At 71.9% G+C, this 14,061-nt stretch carries 14 protein-coding genes; 6 read left to right on the forward strand and 8 right to left on the reverse strand.

Translation table 11 applies throughout. The features are described from left to right. Positions 1 to 194: 194 nt before the first annotated feature. A complete protein-coding gene (locus ACZ5NW_RS28885; protein WP_468746872.1) occupies positions 195 to 1,007 on the reverse strand; it encodes an MBL fold metallo-hydrolase in 813 nt (270 codons plus the stop codon). A gap of 48 nt (positions 1,008 to 1,055) precedes the next feature. On the opposite strand from ACZ5NW_RS28885, the gene ACZ5NW_RS28890 reads away from it, so the two are divergent. Further along, entirely contained in the window at positions 1,056 to 1,475 is a 420-nt protein-coding gene (locus ACZ5NW_RS28890; RefSeq protein ID WP_468746873.1) for a MerR family transcriptional regulator, read from the forward strand. A 42-nt stretch (positions 1,476 to 1,517) separates the two neighbouring features. On the opposite strand, the gene ACZ5NW_RS28895 is transcribed toward ACZ5NW_RS28890, so the two are convergent. After that, a complete protein-coding gene (locus ACZ5NW_RS28895; RefSeq protein WP_468746874.1) occupies positions 1,518 to 2,078 on the reverse strand; it encodes a GNAT family N-acetyltransferase in 561 nt (186 codons plus the stop codon). A gap of 266 nt (positions 2,079 to 2,344) precedes the next feature. Here ACZ5NW_RS28895 and ACZ5NW_RS28900 point away from each other — a divergent pair, with 266 nt between their 5' ends. After that, positions 2,345 to 2,674 (forward strand): hypothetical protein, encoded by a 330-nt coding sequence (locus ACZ5NW_RS28900; RefSeq protein ID WP_468746875.1) that lies wholly within the window; start codon positions 2,345 to 2,347, stop codon positions 2,672 to 2,674. An 84-nt stretch (positions 2,675 to 2,758) separates the two neighbouring features. Here the strand turns inward: ACZ5NW_RS28900 and ACZ5NW_RS28905 are convergent, their stop codons facing one another. Then, positions 2,759 to 3,133, reverse strand: a complete 375-nt coding sequence (locus ACZ5NW_RS28905) for a hypothetical protein (protein WP_468746876.1) — start codon at positions 3,131 to 3,133, stop codon at positions 2,759 to 2,761. Between the two features lie 249 nt (positions 3,134 to 3,382). Here ACZ5NW_RS28905 and ACZ5NW_RS28910 point away from each other — a divergent pair, with 249 nt between their 5' ends. Beyond that, positions 3,383 to 4,165, forward strand: coding sequence for a DUF899 domain-containing protein (locus ACZ5NW_RS28910; protein WP_468746877.1), 783 nt, complete (start codon positions 3,383 to 3,385; stop codon positions 4,163 to 4,165). A 3-nt stretch (positions 4,166 to 4,168) separates the two neighbouring features. Here the strand turns inward: ACZ5NW_RS28910 and yczR are convergent, their stop codons facing one another. Further along, positions 4,169 to 5,560: a MocR-like transcription factor YczR gene (yczR, locus tag ACZ5NW_RS28915; RefSeq protein WP_468746878.1), complete on the reverse strand. Its 1,392-nt coding sequence runs from the start codon at positions 5,558 to 5,560 to the stop codon at positions 4,169 to 4,171. 122 nt (positions 5,561 to 5,682) lie between these two features. Here yczR and yczE point away from each other — a divergent pair, with 122 nt between their 5' ends. Then, positions 5,683 to 6,333: a membrane protein YczE gene (yczE, locus tag ACZ5NW_RS28920; protein ID WP_468746980.1), complete on the forward strand. Its 651-nt coding sequence runs from the start codon at positions 5,683 to 5,685 to the stop codon at positions 6,331 to 6,333. Positions 6,334 to 6,349: 16 nt separating this feature from the next. Here yczE and ACZ5NW_RS28925 read toward each other — a convergent pair whose 3' ends face one another. Together ACZ5NW_RS28925 and ACZ5NW_RS28930 are read right to left on the reverse strand one after the other, a co-directional pair. Further along, the gene (locus ACZ5NW_RS28925) at positions 6,350 to 7,993 is read right to left on the reverse strand and encodes a serine/threonine-protein kinase (RefSeq protein WP_468746879.1); all 1,644 of its coding nucleotides are present in this window, start codon (positions 7,991 to 7,993) and stop codon (positions 6,350 to 6,352) included. 100 nt (positions 7,994 to 8,093) lie between these two features. Beyond that, entirely contained in the window at positions 8,094 to 8,735 is a 642-nt protein-coding gene (locus tag ACZ5NW_RS28930; protein WP_468746880.1) for a CatB-related O-acetyltransferase, read from the reverse strand. 177 nt (positions 8,736 to 8,912) lie between these two features. Between ACZ5NW_RS28930 and ACZ5NW_RS28935 the strand changes: the two genes are divergently transcribed. Continuing rightward, positions 8,913 to 10,988 (forward strand): SpoIIE family protein phosphatase, encoded by a 2,076-nt coding sequence (locus tag ACZ5NW_RS28935; RefSeq protein ID WP_468746881.1) that lies wholly within the window; start codon positions 8,913 to 8,915, stop codon positions 10,986 to 10,988. A gap of 33 nt (positions 10,989 to 11,021) precedes the next feature. Here ACZ5NW_RS28935 and ACZ5NW_RS28940 read toward each other — a convergent pair whose 3' ends face one another. Then, complete coding sequence (locus tag ACZ5NW_RS28940) at positions 11,022 to 11,207, reverse strand: hypothetical protein (RefSeq protein ID WP_468746882.1); 186 nt, start codon at positions 11,205 to 11,207, stop codon at positions 11,022 to 11,024. 152 nt (positions 11,208 to 11,359) lie between these two features. Then, entirely contained in the window at positions 11,360 to 12,574 is a 1,215-nt protein-coding gene (locus ACZ5NW_RS28945; protein ID WP_468746883.1) for a serine hydrolase domain-containing protein, read from the reverse strand. 239 nt (positions 12,575 to 12,813) lie between these two features. Here ACZ5NW_RS28945 and ACZ5NW_RS28950 point away from each other — a divergent pair, with 239 nt between their 5' ends. After that, a complete protein-coding gene (locus ACZ5NW_RS28950) occupies positions 12,814 to 14,061 on the forward strand; it encodes an MFS transporter (protein WP_468746884.1) in 1,248 nt (415 codons plus the stop codon).

Genomic DNA, 14,061 nt, shown 5'->3' on the forward strand with positions numbered 1-14,061 from the left:
TCGGTGCGGTCAGCCGGCGTGGGTACAGCTCCGCGAGGCGAGGGCCGCCGTGCTCACGCGGCATCAGCCGGTCCTCGCTCGTCCGGACGACGAGCACGGGACGGTCGGAGACGAGTCACCCCGTCCAGACCCAGCCGTTCGATGAACTCCCCCAGCAGCCGGGACGACCGGTGGAATCCGGCTCCTCCCGGTCCCTACGACACGCCGTTCTGCCGGTAGCGGGCCAGCTCCCAAGGATCGTGCGCGGAGAACACCTCCACCTGGTCACCGTGGTCCCGCACCAGCTCGCGCAACCGGGCCTGCGTACCGAGGCGGAGATCCGGATGCACCTGTGAGCGGGTCTGGACGACGTCCATCAGCGGGTGCGGTTCCTTCGAGTCGTCGATCTCGCGGTGGTAGTAGTAGGCGTCGCCGCAGTGGAGAAGCCACCGCTCTCCGGTGTGCACGGCGACGCCTGTGTGGCCCGCGGTGTGCCCGCCGAGGGGGACGAGCCGGATCTCGGGCGGCAGTCCCCGCAGCGGCAGAGCGGTGAAGCCGAACCACTCCTCGCCCGGCGCGGCATCGTAGGTGACCCAGCGGGGTCCGTGTGCCCAGTGGGCCGGGCGATAGCGGAAGCTGGGTGCTTCGGCGAGCGCGGTGTCGAGTTCGGCGGCGAGCACGTGGACCTGAGCGTCGGGGAAGTCGGGGAGGCCGCCGCAGTGGTCGACGTCCAGGTGGGTGACGATGATGTGGCGCACATCGGTCGGGTCGTAGCCGAAGCCGGCGATCTGCCGGATCGCTGTCTCGTTCTCGTCGAGCGCGGGTTCCGCCATCCCGACCCACTCGGCGCCGAGTGTTCCGGCCGGGTCCCGGACGTCGTCGAGGCCCAGCCCGGTCTCCACCAGGACCAGGCCGTCCGTGTCGGTCTCGATCAGCAGGCAGTGGTTCACGGCGGGTGCGGGCTGCGGGCCGTCGTAGGTGGCCTCGATGGTGCGGACCGATCCGCAGTTCAAGTGATGGATCTTCATGGCGACTAGGCTGCTACTTGAACCGCGATTCAAGTCAAGGAGGCGCCGATGGACGGGGCGTTGCTGGACATCGCCGAGGTGGCACGACGGTCGGGGCTGGCTCCTTCGGCCCTGCGCTTCTACGAGAAGAAGGGCCTGATCGCCCCCGCGGGCCGCAACGGTCTGCGCCGCACCTACGATCCCGGCGTGCTGGACCGCCTGGCGTTGATCACCTGCGCGCGCGGCGCCGGCTTCTCGGTCGCCGAGATCCATCGGTTCCTCGTGGCGCGGCCGTCCGACGGGGACCTGCGTGTCCGCATGGCCACGAAGGCCCAGGATTTGGACGAGCAGATCGGCCGGCTCACCCGCCTGCGCGACAGCCTCCACCACGCGGCCTCCTGCGACCACGATCCGATCGTCGACTGCCCCGATTTCAAGCGGGCCATCGGCAACGTGCCCGTACCGGCTGTCGATTCGGGAACACGCTGATGGACTAGTGGTCCGCGGGGCGCGGGGACGGGGGCGGGAGCCTCAACGCCCCCTCGCGGACCGGCCGTCGCCGCCGCGCCATACGCCGAACCACTGCTCGGCGCCGAACTCATCGAACCGCTCCACCTCCGTGAAGCCCAGCTTCGCGGCGAGGCGCACCGAGCGGTCGTTGGCGGTCTGGGTGCAGAGCACCACCGGCTCGCCGGGAAGCGCCTCGGCGAACCAGTCGAGTGCCGCCGCGCACGCCTCGGCGGCGTACCCGCGTCCCCACGCCTCCGGCAGGAACATGTAGCCGAGTTCGGCCTCTCCGCCGTCCGGACGGAGGTGACCCGGTCGGTCCGCGTCGCGCCGATCGATCGAGACCGTGCCGATCATCGCTCCGTCGAGTTCGATCACGAACACGCCCGGTCGCCGCCCGGGCACCTCCGGTACCGCGCGTTCGAGCTCGTCGCGCGGCCGAGCGCCTCCGAGGTACGTGCCCACCTCCGGCGATGCGAACAGCTCGATGAACCCCCCGCGGTCCCGGGCCTCGGACTCACGCAGCACAAGCCGTTCGGTCGCTATCGGGGCTGGCGGCCAGGCAACGGGCTCGAGTTGGGTCATGGCGTGCAACCTAGCGCCCGCCGAGGAGAGTTGATCTCCCGGGGCCTCGGACGGATGTGCGGGTCCGGGACATGGGCGCCGATCCCTCGACAGCGACTCGGGGCGTCACCACGCGTGCCCAAGTAGCCGGGGCCCGCCGCTCGGTGCCGTGGGCCGGGGGGCCGGACGTGCGATATGCCTGAGAATAAGAATAGATCCCGAAAAAACGGACCAGGAATACAGGGCCAGGACAACCCGCGAGAGAGGTGGCCCGCACGATGACTGCGATGTTCAAGCTGGCAGCGGGCGGCATCGGAGTGATGCCCGACCCCGACGACAACCCGGACAACCACGACGTCCCGCACCACGACTCCGGCACCCGCGTCAGCTTCGAGGTCGCCAACGTGGGCGACGAGAACGGGATCGCCCGGGTGGGGGTCGAGGTCGACGACAGCTTCGTCGCCGAGTGGCAGTCGGACGACCTCGCACCCGGCGAGTCGGCCGTGGGGTATCAGTCCCTGGGCCGCCTCACGGAGGGCTCACACACCGTCCTGATCTACGTCAACCCGGGAGCGGGCACGGACGACCACGAGGAGAACACCTTCGACGTCGCCTGACCCCGCCGGACCGCCAGACCGTCGGACGTCACCCGACGCGCAACCCTGCGAGCGCGCCAGGCCCCCGGCTGCGGCAATCGCCATCTACCGGGTCGCGCTCGGTCTCGTCGGCGATGAGCCCGTGTGCGCCGCGCTCGCCCGGAGAGTGCTCGCCGGGCCTTGACCCGGTCGACCGGCGCCGTCTCTGTGGTTGCTTGCGTATGACGCCCCGCCGTTGGCGGGCGGGCCGGTGACGGCCGCCCCCACCACGGCGAGGATGGCGGCCAGCAGAAGTCCGGCCAGGCCGGCCGCGGTGATCAGCAGCACCTCGCCGTGGGAGCGCCGCGCCGGTGCCGGGGCGAAGCACGGGCACTCCTCCCGCGTGCCGTCGGTGGGCTCGATCCAGTGGTCGCCCAGCAGCCGCGCCCGGGTCACGACCCCGGTCAGGTCCGCCAGGTCCGTCAGGTCCGTCGTATCCATGTGCCGATCAACGACGTGCCCTCGGTCGCGTTCTCACATCAGCTGATCTGTCACACAAAGAGGGAACGTTTCGCCAAAGGGGTTTTACGAGAGCGACCCCAGGAGGTATGCCCACCGCCTGCGGCGCGCCCATCGAAGCCCGCGGCCCCGCGATGAGTTCCGGCCGGTTCGCGAGTCTCTTCCCAAGACAGCCATGGGACGACCTACGACGCCGTCCGCCGCCCGCCGTCCGACATCACGGAGGAGACCATGACGACCACGCCGAACGACCGGACCGACGCGCTGCCCGGACGCCCGCCCATCGTCGACCTGGCCGCCTGGAAGGCCGCCCGGGACGAGCTGCTGGTCCGCGAGAAGGCGTACACCCGCGCGGGCGACGCGCTCGCCGCGGCCCGCCGACGGCTGCCGATGGTGGAATTCGACGGGACGGTCGAGGTCGTCGGACCCGACGGCCCGGTCCCGTTCCTCGACCTGTTCCAGGGCCGCGACGAGCTCGTGGTCTACAAGCACATGTGGTACGACGGCGCGCCGCACCAGGGGCAGTGCGAGGGCTGCACCACCACCGCCTGGCATCTGAAGGACGCCGCCTACCTCAACGCCCGCGGCGTCTCGTTCGCCATCCTGACCACGGGCCCCTGGGACGAAGTGGCCGCCTACGTCGATTTCATGGGCTACACCCAGCCCTGGTACTCGGTGCGGGGCGTGAGCGGGCCCGCCGGCGGCCCCATGGGCTACCTCACCTGCTACCTGCGCGACGGCGACTGCGTCTTTCTCACCTACTCCACGACCGGCCGCGGCAACGAGCGGGTCAACGGGTCCCTCGGCCTGCTCGACATGACGCCCTACGGTCGCGGCGAGGCATGGGAGGACACCCCGGAGGGCTGGCCCGAAGGCGGCGCCGCGTGCTGGTCCTGGCGTACGGACGCGGACGGGAACGCGACGTGGGGCCCGACCAGCCGTCCCGTCCCGCAGTGGACCCGCCCCGGTGCGACCCCCGTGACCACCCTCGGCCGGCACGGCCCGCACCACTGAGGCTCACGCGATCGCCGCCGGAGCGTGTGATCCGGTGGCGCCTCGGGTGAGGGCCTGCCGGGCCCGGGAGAGCCTGCGGACGGCCTCGGTGAGCTGACCGGACGGAAGCGTGTAGGGCAGTCGGATGTGGCGTTGGAACGCTCCGCCGACCCCGAATCGCGGCCCGGCGGCGATGGTCACTCCGTGGTCGGGCGCGATCGCCGCCAGCCGCGAGCTGATGGGGTCGGGGAACGTGGCCCAGAGTGTCACGCCTCCGGCGGGGCGCGGTGCGTGGACGTCGGGCAGGTCCTCGGCGAGCGCTCGGGTCAACGCGTCGCGCTGGGAACGCAGTTGACGGAGCGTCTCGGGGCGCGCGGTCTGACGGTCGTTCAGGAGGATGGCGGTGGCCAGCTGTTCCACGACCGGCGTGCCGAGGTCCGTGGCGGGGCGGGCCTGTTCGAGGCGTTCCAGGAGTGCGGGCGCGGCACGGATCCAGCCGGTGCGCAGGCCGCCCCAGATGCTCTTGGAGACCGAGCCGACGCTGATCGCGGCCGACAGATGGACGGCGCAGGGTTCCGGTTGCGTGCCGTCCAGTGCCAGCTCGGTCATGGTCTCGTCGATGATCGTGGGACAGGCCATGCGGAGCCGGCGGCGCTCGTCGGCGGACATGCACATCCCCGTCGGGTTGTGGAAGTCCGGGATCAGGTAGGCCAGTTGCGCGGTGCGACCGGCCGCTTGGAGGTGCGCGACGTCCCAGCCGGACGGCCCGAGGGCGACGGGCAGCAGCCGGGCGCGCGCCTCGGTGAAGGTCCGGATCGCGTGCGGGTAGGTGGGATGGTCGATCACGACCTGGTCGCGGGGTGACAGGAGCGTGCGCGCCAGCAGGCCGAGGGCGTGCTGCGCACCGCTGGTGACCATGATCTGGCCGGGTGTGGTGGGCAGCCCTCTGCGCCCGTACCAGTCGGCGACCGCCTCGCGCAGCTCAGCGGTGCCGTACCGGTCGTAGCCGTGCCGCTCGAAGTGGCGCGGCAGCTGTTCGAGGGCCGCCGCGAAGGCGGCGTGGAGGATCCCGCCGGGTGCCGGTGGCGCGGCGAACGACAGGTCGATGGTCTCCGGTCCCCCGCCCGCCGGTGGTTCGGACGGCTTGTCGTGCGGGAGCCGCACGGTCGCCCTGGCCCGCGCCCTCGTGGCGAGGTACCCGTGCTCGACGAGCGTGCGGTACGCGGCACCGACGGTGGTTCTGCTGGTGCCGAGCGCGGCGGCCAGGTCCCGTTCGCTCGGCAGCGCCGCTTCCAGGGAGAGCCGTCCGTCGAGGACGAGCAACCGCAGGCCGTCGGAGAGGCGTTGGTGCGCCGGTCCGGGGCCGTCCTGCCAGGCCCCCAGCATGCGCGCGACGGCGTGCGAACTGATCTTCACCGGACCAGCGTAGTCGATCTGGCTATGGAATCGGAGTCCAGATGACACGGAGGGTTGCCGCTATGGCTCCTCCTGTTCCCACCGCGCACCTGTCCCTCCCCACACGTCACGAACGCCCCGTGATGACGCGCATGAACGCCCTCGCCCAACTGCGGGCGGGCCGAACGGCACGCCGTATCCCCCAGCTGCTGGTCGGCCTCGTGGGGTACGGCGCCGCCGTCATGACGCTCGTCCAATCCGATCTGGGCACCGCCAGCTGGAGCGTGCTCACGGACGGCACCGCCAAGACGCTCGGCATCTCCTTCGGCTGGGCGACGAACCTCATCTCGCTGCTGGTGCTGCTCGCCTGGATACCTCTGCGGGAACTCCCGGGTCTCGGCACCCTCCTCAACGTGGCGATCGTCGGCTTCGCAGCGGACGCCACCGCCGCCGTGCTTCCCCGCCCTCAGGGGACGTGGGCCGAGATCGGCTATCTCGCCGCCGGCCTCGTCGCACTGGCCTTCTTCGACGCTCTCTATCTCGGCGCGCGGTTCGGACCGGGGCCACGCGACGGCATCATGACCGGGCTCGTCCGGCTCACCCGCCTCCCCGTCGCGGCGGTGCGCATCGGCATCGACGTCACCGTCGCCGGAGTCGGCTGGGCCCTCGGGGGGATCCTCGGGGCCGGGACCGTGCTGGTGGCGCTGTGCACGGGGCCGCTCGTCGGCTTCTTCCTGCCCCGCCTGACCGTCCATCTCCCCGCCGCGGCGGCCCGCGAACCGGGCGGTGCGTGACCGAGGGCGCCGGTGCTCAGCCGCTGCCCGGGCTGCGGCGCAGACGTGCGGGCGCGCCCGCGGACTGCGCGCCCTCGTCGCCGAGCGCGATCGTGTCGTCGTCCGTCAGGCGGACCACGTAGATGTGTCCCTTCTCGCAGGTCAGCTGGGAGGCGGAGCGGTCGGTGGGGTGGCTGGTGACCGCTTCGAGGGTGACGGTGGAACCGCGTACACCGCGCAGTTCGAGGGCTTCGGTGCAGCCCACCTCGCGCCGGGTACCGGCCTCCGTGACATTGCTGACCTGCTTCCCGGCGAGCTCTCCGACCGTGGCCGGGTGCAGGGTCAGGGTGACCTTGAACGAGGTGGTGCGGGGCGCGAGTCGGCCGTCGGCCTCGGGATTGCCCGGGCCGGTGCCGGTCCACTCCCCCGTCCATGCCTCCGGGAGCGCCAGTGGCGTCGCGGAGGGGGACGGCGAGGGGGTCTCGCCGCCGCCCGGATCCGTTCCCTGATCGTCGTCGCGGCCGCTGAACGGATGCAACAGCGCGACCAGCAGGGCGGCGACGGCCACGGCGGCGGCCGCGACGATCCACGGGACGCGCGACGGGCGCGCCGGGGGCTGCCCGGTTCCGGTTCCCGCGAGCGGTACGCCTCCGGGACCGCTCGGGCCCGCGACGAAGGACGGGGGCGGCCCGAACGCGTTGTCGGTGCCCGGCCCTGCCGGTGGTGGAGAGGCGATGGGGGCGGCAAGCGGCGGAGTGCCGGGCATCGAGGCGGTGGGTGCCTTCACGAGCCGCGCGATCTCCGCCTGGCGGGCGGTGAGTTCGTCGCTGAGGCCGGGGGGCAGGGCCTGTCTCCAGCCGCCGTCGGATCGGCGGGGCAGCAGGTCCGTCAGTTCCTTGCTGGAGGGTCGCTCCTCGGGCTGCTTGGCCAGACAGCGCGTCACGATGGGCGCGAGCTCCGGCGGCAGGGCGTCGAGATGGGGTTGCTCGTGCACGATGCGATACAGCAGCGAGGCCGCCGAGACGTCCTCTCCCGCGTGCTGGAACGGACTGCGCCCCGTCGCGGCGAATACGACGACGCAGGCGAAGGAGAAGACGTCGCCGGCGTCGGTCACGATGCCGTGGGAGATCTGCTCCGGTGCCAGATAGCCGGGCGAGCCGATGACTCCGCCGCTGTGCGTGTGCCGGGAGTCGTCGGCCGCCCTGGCGATCCCGAAGTCGATGAGCATGGGCCGTTCGCCGCCCAGGAGGAGGTTGGACGGCTTGACGTCCCGGTGCGCCAGCGAACAGGCGTGCACGGCCGCGAGCGCGGCGGCCAGTTCGGCGGCCAGCGCCCGCACGGTGGGGGCGGGCAGCGGCCCGTGCGCCGCGACCCACTCGGCCAGCGACGGCGCCGCCACGTACTCGGTCGCGAGCCACTGGGGGCGGTGGCCGGGTGGGCTGTAGTCGACGACGGAGACGGTGAACTGCGAGCGGACGAGGTCACTGTTGCGGATCTCCCGGGCGAACCGTGCCTCGAAGTCGGGACCGGCGGCCAGATCCGGACGGACGACCTTCAGCGCGAGCGGCCGGCCCGCCGGCGTCCGGGACAGATAGACCTGGCCCATTCCCCCGGCGCCCAGGCGGCCCAGGAGCGGATATCCCGCCACGTCCACGGGATCCGCCGCCTGCAATGCTTCCATGTACCCCTCCCCCGGCTCCCCGCTTTCCCACCGCGGGCGGCCAGCAGGATACGCGGCCGGTACGACCGTGCGTCAGCGTGCGCGGCCGGGTAGGGGTGAGTCAGCTCGCCGGGGCGGCGGCTTCGAGGTCGGTGATGGTGCCCGACATGATCGTCCGGATGTGCTCGGTGATGTGCTCCGCCGGCCAGTCCCACCAGGCCACCGCCAGCAGCCGGGCGATGTCCCGGTCGTCGTACCGGCTCCGGATGAGGCGCGCCGGGTTACCGCCGACGATGCCGTAGTCGGGGACATCGGCGGTGACGACGGCGCCGGTGGCGACGATCGCGCCGTGCCCGATCCGTACGCCCGGCATGACCGTCACCCCGTGGCCGAACCAGACGTCGTTGCCGACGACGGTGTCCCCTCGCACGGGCAGGCCGGTGAGCAGGTCGAAGTGTTCGGCCCAGGAGCCGCCCATGGCGGGGAAGGGGAAGGTGGAGGGGCCGTCCATCCGGTGATTGGCGCCGTTCATGATGAACCGCACGCCCGTGCCCAGGGCGCAGAACTTGCCGATGATCAGCTTTTCCGGCCCGTAGTGGTAGAGCACGTTGCGGGTCTCGAAGGCGGTCGCGTCGTCCGGGTCGTCGTAGTACGAGTACTCCCCCACCTCGATCAGCGGGGACGTCACCAGCGGCTTGAGCAGCACCACGCGCGGCTGCTCGGGCATGGGGTGGAGGATCGTCGGATCTGCGGGGACGGGCATGGGGGCTGATTCCTCGGATCGCGGGGGGTCGGTGGGGTCAGCTCGTGATCACTACCAGAGTGCTGGGGGTGCGGGGGCGGCCGCAAACGGGTTTGCCGCCTCGGGGCCAGGGCGAGGAGGCCGGACTGGGCAAGCGGCGGGGCCGGGGGGAGCATGGAAGGGTGAAGGAGGTCCGGTATGTCAGCCGAGTCCCTTCCGTCCGCGTCCGAGAACCACGGCTACGGCGATCCTCAGCCGTCTCGAACGACCGGTCTGCTGGATGTGCTGAGCGTCGCCGCGGTGGTCGTCGACGCCCAGGGACGCATCGTGTTCTGGACGCCGCAGGCGCAGGAGCTGTTCGGTTACACCGCCGGGGAGGCCCTCGGCACCTACGCGGCGCGTCTCTTCGTCCACTCCGAGCATCTGCAGTCCGTGGTGAATCTGTTCGAGGAGGTGCTCAATACCGGCCGCAGTTGGGCGGGCACCTTCCCCATCCGGCACAAGGACGGCAGCACCCGGGTGACGGAGTTCCGCAACATGCGCCTCCAGGACGACCTGGGCGATGTCTACGCGCTGGGCATCGCCGCCGACCACGCCCTGCTCCAGCGCGTCGAGACCGATCTGGCCCTGTGCGAGCAGCTGGTCAACCAGTCGCCGATCGGCCTCGCCCTCCTCGACCCCGACCTGCGGTATCTGCTGGTCAACCCGGCACTGGAGCGCATCGACGGCGTCCCCGCAGAGGATCACGTGGGCCGGGGACTGCGGGAGACGATGCCGTTCACGGACATCGACACCATCGAGTCGGCTCTGCGGCAGGTGCTCACCACCGGCATCCCGCTGCTCGACCAGTACCACGTGGGCCGGCCGCCGGTCGATCCGGAGCACGAGCACGCCTGGTCGCTGTCGTTCTACCGGCTGGAGGATCCCGGCGGCCGGGTCCTGGGCGCGGCCACCTCGGTCGTCGATGTCACCGAGCGGCACCGCGCGGCCGCCGAGGCCGACCGGGCCAGGCGCCGGCTGGCCCTCATCGCCGATGCCTCCACCCGCGTCGGCACCACGCTGGAGGTGGAGCGGACCGCCCACGAACTGGCCGAGATCGCCGCTCCCGAGCTCGCCGACGTGGTCGCCGTGGACGTCCTCGACTCCGCGCTGGCCTGTCGCACCAGACGACGGCCGGACGACGGCCCGGAGCTGTTCCGCGCCCTCGCCCTCAAGGCCGACCACCCGACGGTGGCGCTACGGGCCGCCGACCCGCCCGGGGACGTCGCCGCCTACGAGGGTGACCGGCTGGTCACGCTGTGCGTGCACACCGGTCGGCCGATCCTGGTGCGGCACGTCGAGGACCGGGATCTGCCGCGCATCGCCCGTGACGCCGAGGCGGCGGTGCTGCTGGCGCAGGCCGGGGTCCACTCCTATCTCGCGGTGCCGTTGATCGCCCACGGCGAGGTCCTCGGCGCGCTCGATCTCAAGCGCACCCGCAATCCGGTCCCGTTCGACGAGGACGACGTCATCCTGGCGAGCGAGCTGGCCAGCAGGACGGCGGTGGCCATCGACAACGCCCGCTGGTTCCAGAGTGTGCGCAACACCGCCCTCACCCTCCAGCGCAGCCTGCTGCCCGACCACCCGCCGCACCAGCAGGGTCTGGAGCTCGCCTCCCGCTATCAGCCGGCCCAGGCCACCAGCGAGGTCGGCGGCGACTGGTACGACGTACTGCCGCTCGCCGACGACAAGACCGCCCTGGTCGTGGGCGATGTGATGGGCAACGGCATCGACGCCGCGGCCACGATGGGGCGACTGCGCACCGCCACGTGCGCCTACGCGGACCTCGACCTGGACCCCGGTGCCGTGCTCCAGCACCTGGACAAGATCACCTGCGATCTGGAGCACTACATCGTGACCTGCCTGTACGCCGTGTACGACCCGCACACCCGGCAGTGCCGGATCGCCAACGCGGGCCATATGCCGCCCGCGCTGGCCCGTCCCGGCCGGGACCCGGTGCTGCTGGAGCTGCCGCCCGGTGCCCCGCTCGGCGTCGGCGGCATCGCCTTCGAGACGACCACGGTCGAACTGGGCCCCGGTGACCTGCTGGTGCTGTACACCGACGGTCTCGTCGAGACGCGCCGGCACCCCATCGACGAGCGTCTCGGCGTCCTGCTGGGGTTCCTCGACGAACCCCAGCGCTCCCTTGAGGAGACGTGCGACCTGCTCCTGTACGGCCTGCGCCATCCCGAAGACCACGACGACGTGGCGCTGTTGATCGCCCGGGCCCTGTAGGAGCCTGCCGGGCCACCTGTCGAGCGTGCCGGACTACAGGGTGCCGAAGGGAAGGGCCCGGCCGGGCGGCAACGGCGGGGAGGACAGACCAGCCATCGTCGGCGCGGACATGATGCGGTCGAGCTCCCGCTGGATCCGTTCCGCCTCGGCGCGAACCTGCATGGGGATGTCGCCGCGCTCGGCGACGAGACGGTCGTAGATCGGGCTGGGTCTGAACACGGGGTGCCGGTGCCTTCGTTACGGAGTGGATCGACGCGACTGCACCGCAAGGCTACCGCCCCGACGTGACCGACTCCGCGTCAGCCGGATTTCGGGACGGGGCGGTTGGGGGTGCGCGCGGTGGCGATGCGCTGGGGGCGGCGCCGACGTCTTCAGCGCGGGGGGACCGGGCGGTCGTACACGTTGTCCGGGGTCACGATCTCGGTGATCGCCCGGGCGACCAGCGAGGACGGCTCCTTTCCCTGGTAGGTGATGTCGGTGTTGAGCATGAGCACCAGGGTCGCCTTCTGCGAGGGCAGATAGACGGTCACCGTCTCGTACCCCGGGATGGAGCCGTTGTGCCCGGTCCAGCCGCCACTCTCGAAGATGCCCAGGCCGTAGTTCGTGCCGGGGATTCCCGTCGGCAGGGTCTTCAGCCGCTGCGCCTGCGTCTGGGGGCTCAGCAGCGTGCCCGTGGCGACGATCTTCGCCCAGCGGCGCAGATCGCGCAGGTCGGAGATCATGGCCCCGGCCGCCCACGCCCAACTGGGGTTCCAGTCCGTGGCGTCGGCGACCCGGCCGCTCAGGGTCTGGTTGGTGTAGCCGCGGGGGTGGGGATCTGGAATTGCGGAGTTGTCCGGGAACACGGTGTGGCGCAGGTGCGCGGGGCGCAGGATCCGCCGGTCGATGACGTCGGTGAGACGCCGGCCGGTGACCTTCTCGATCACGAGGCCGAGGAGGATGTAGTTGGTGTTGGAGTACTGGAACTCCTGCCCCGGGGCGAAGGTGTTGTCGTGCTGGAAGGCGTAGGCGAGCAGCTCGTCGGGGGTGAACGTACGGCTGGGATCGCTGAACAGGTCGTGCTGGAAGGTGGGGTCGGCGCTGTAGGGGAACAGGCCGCTGCGCATCTCGGCCAGGTGCCGCAGGGTGATGTGCTCGCCGTTCGGCACATGGTCGACGTAGCGGGAGATCGGGTCGTCGAGCCGGACGCGGCCGTCGTCGACGAGCTGGAGCAGGGCGGTGGCGGTGAAGGTCTTGGTCTCGCTGCCGATCCGTACGAACACGTCGCTGGTCATGGGTCGGCCGGTGGTGGTGTCGGCGACGCCGGTCGCGCGGACGTAGCTGCCCTTGCCGGGCATCCACAGCCCGACGACGAGGCCGGGGATGCCGACCTGTCGGCGGACGTCCTCGATGGCCTTGTCGAGCCGGGCGGTCAGCTCGGGCCCCAGGCCGTGCGGCGGGCAGTCGTCTGGGTCGTAACGGTAGGCGCCGGTCGGTGCGGTGGCGGCGTGGACGGCCGTGGCGGGGGCCACCGCCACGGGGGCGAGCACGGACGCCACGAGCAGAGCCGCGGCGAACAGACGGCGGCGGGAGGGGGTACGTCGCATGACGGGGCGCCTCTTCCAGGTCACAGGGGCTTCGAACGGCAACATCACCACTCCGGTCCGGCGCGCGGGTCGCCGCTCGGGCACCCGTCCGGGCGAGTCCACTCGATCGGAGCCAGACCGGAGCCCCACGGGATCGCCGCGGCGGCCGCCCTGAGGCGGTGCGGACGTGCGCCGGTGCGCCGTCGGGCACCGGCGGCCGCCCGATGGCCACGCTCCGGTGGAGGTTCTAGCGTCGGATCATGCACTCGACCTGCGACGAGCCGGCCGAAGACACGGTGCCCGGCCTGTCCGCCGGGCCGGTCGCACTCGCCTGGCTGACGCAGTTCCTGGTGGGGACCGATCTCTTCGTGGTGGCGCCGCTGCTCCCGCACATCGCCGCCTCGTTCGACATCTCCGCCTCGAGCACCGGTCTGCTGGTCACGGCCTTCTCGATCGCCTACGTGGTGGCTTCCCCGTGCGCCGGCTGGGTCTCCGACCGGTGGGACCGCGCCACGGTCCTGGTGGTGGCTCTGGTGCTGTTCTCGGCGGCCAATGTCGGCACCGCCTGGGCCCCGGGCTTCGGTGTGCTGCTGGTGTCCCGGGTGGTCGCCGGCATCGCGGCCGCCGCGACCGGTCCCACCGTGTACGCCCTGGTCAGCACACGTGCGCGGCCGCGGGCCCGGGCACAGGTGCTGGCCGTGGTGGGCTCGGGTCTGCTCACCGCCCTGTGGGTGGGAGCGCCGGCCGGGGCGCTGCTGGGACGGTACGTGGGCTGGCGGTCCGCCTTCGTCGTGCTGGCCGCGGGCACCTTCCTGCTGGCCTTCCCGCATGCCTTCGTCTGGCGTGCCCGGCCGGTCCCGGCGGCCACGTTTTCGTCCGGGGCGCCGCAGTCGGCCGGGCCGCCCGGCACGGGGGTTCCGCCGCGGCGGGCCGGACGTCCCGGCCCGGGCGTCGCGGTGTCCGCCGTCGCGGTGACGGCGCTGTGGGCCTTCTCCGTGTACAGCCTCTACACCTTCCTCGCCGTCGCGCTGCACGCCGACGGCAGGGCCACCGCCGTGACGTGGCTGCTGGTCGTCTACGGCCTGGGCGCCGTCGTCGGCGGGCAGGTGGGCGGTCGGTTCGCGGACCGGGCCGACGCCGTACGGGTCACCCGGTCGGCGCTGGCGCTGACGGCGGTGCTGGAAGCAGTCGTGGGCCTGGTGTACCCGGTGACGTGGGCGCTGGCCTGCGCGCTGGGACTGTTCGCTCTGGCCGCCTACGCCTTCTTCCCGGCCCAGCAGCGTCACCTTGTCGACATGTTCCCCGAGCGGGCGACCGCGATGCTGTCGTGGAACAACAGCGCCCTGTTCGTGGGTCTGTCCGTGGCGGGCGCCGCCGGTGGGCGGATCGTGCACGGACTCGGCTATCCGGAGCTGCTGTACATCGGCGCCGCCGTCGCCGTACCGGCGTGTCTCGTCGCCCGCGGCCGACCGGCACGGAGGCGTGGGGCGCAGGCGTCTTCAGGGTGA

It is taken from the genome of Streptomyces sp. NPDC032126 (genome assembly GCF_055580085.1).

Excerpts from the sequence above, each read along its gene's own strand:
- ACZ5NW_RS28905 (WP_468746876.1), bottom strand. The coding sequence starts at position 3,133 with ATGGATACGACGGACCTGACGGACCTGGCGGACCTGACCGGGGTCGTG.
- ACZ5NW_RS28900 (WP_468746875.1), top strand. The coding sequence starts at position 2,345 with ATGTTCAAGCTGGCAGCGGGCGGCATCGGAGTGATGCCCGACCCCGAC.
- yczE (WP_468746980.1), top strand. The coding sequence starts at position 5,683 with ATGACGCGCATGAACGCCCTCGCCCAACTGCGGGCGGGCCGAACGGCA.
- ACZ5NW_RS28885 (WP_468746872.1), bottom strand. The coding sequence starts at position 1,007 with ATGAAGATCCATCACTTGAACTGCGGATCGGTCCGCACCATCGAGGCC.
- ACZ5NW_RS28935 (WP_468746881.1), top strand. The coding sequence starts at position 8,913 with ATGTCAGCCGAGTCCCTTCCGTCCGCGTCCGAGAACCACGGCTACGGC.
- ACZ5NW_RS28925 (WP_468746879.1), bottom strand. The coding sequence starts at position 7,993 with ATGGAAGCATTGCAGGCGGCGGATCCCGTGGACGTGGCGGGATATCCG.
- ACZ5NW_RS28945 (WP_468746883.1), bottom strand. The coding sequence starts at position 12,574 with ATGCGACGTACCCCCTCCCGCCGCCGTCTGTTCGCCGCGGCTCTGCTC.
- ACZ5NW_RS28910 (WP_468746877.1), top strand. The coding sequence starts at position 3,383 with ATGACGACCACGCCGAACGACCGGACCGACGCGCTGCCCGGACGCCCG.
- ACZ5NW_RS28895 (WP_468746874.1), bottom strand. The coding sequence starts at position 2,078 with ATGACCCAACTCGAGCCCGTTGCCTGGCCGCCAGCCCCGATAGCGACC.
- ACZ5NW_RS28930 (WP_468746880.1), bottom strand. The coding sequence starts at position 8,735 with ATGCCCGTCCCCGCAGATCCGACGATCCTCCACCCCATGCCCGAGCAG.
- ACZ5NW_RS28950 (WP_468746884.1), top strand. The coding sequence starts at position 12,814 with ATGCACTCGACCTGCGACGAGCCGGCCGAAGACACGGTGCCCGGCCTG.
- ACZ5NW_RS28890 (WP_468746873.1), top strand. The coding sequence starts at position 1,056 with ATGGACGGGGCGTTGCTGGACATCGCCGAGGTGGCACGACGGTCGGGG.